General features: G+C 66.6%; 1 protein-coding gene. It reads left to right on the top strand.

Translation table 11 applies throughout. The annotated features are described in order from the left end of the window. The coding region (locus JWG88_RS21335; protein ID WP_205235838.1) for an efflux RND transporter permease subunit at positions 1-437 on the top strand (437 nt) is incomplete at both ends.

The raw sequence follows: 437 nt of genomic DNA, 5'->3' as shown, positions 1-437 counted from the left end.
GACCCGCGCCCTGGGGGTGAGCTACGAGACCATCAGCGGCACGCTGTCCGCCGCCTTCGGCTCGGAGGTGATCAATGACTTCACCAATGCGGGGCGCCAACAGCGGGTGGTGATCCAGGCCGAACAGGGCAACCGGATGACCCCGGAAAGCGTGCTCGAGCTATACGTGCCTAACGCTGCTGGCAACCTGGTACCGCTCAGCGCCTTCGTCAGCGTGAAATGGGAAGAGGGACCGGTGCAATTGGTGCGCTACAACGGCTACCCGTCGATCCGCATCGTCGGTGACGCCGCGCCCGGCTTCAGCACCGGCGAAGCCATGGCGGAAATGGAGCGCCTGGCCGCGCAACTGCCGGCCGGCATCGGCTACGAGTGGACCGGCCTGTCCTATCAGGAGAAGGTCTCCGCCGGGCAGGCCACCAGCCTGTTCGCCCTCGCCA

Source organism: Desulfopila inferna, from assembly GCF_016919005.1.
Lineage (GTDB): Bacteria > Desulfobacterota > Desulfobulbia > Desulfobulbales > Desulfocapsaceae > Desulfopila_A > Desulfopila_A inferna.
This window is presented reverse-complemented; position numbering and strand designations above follow the sequence as displayed.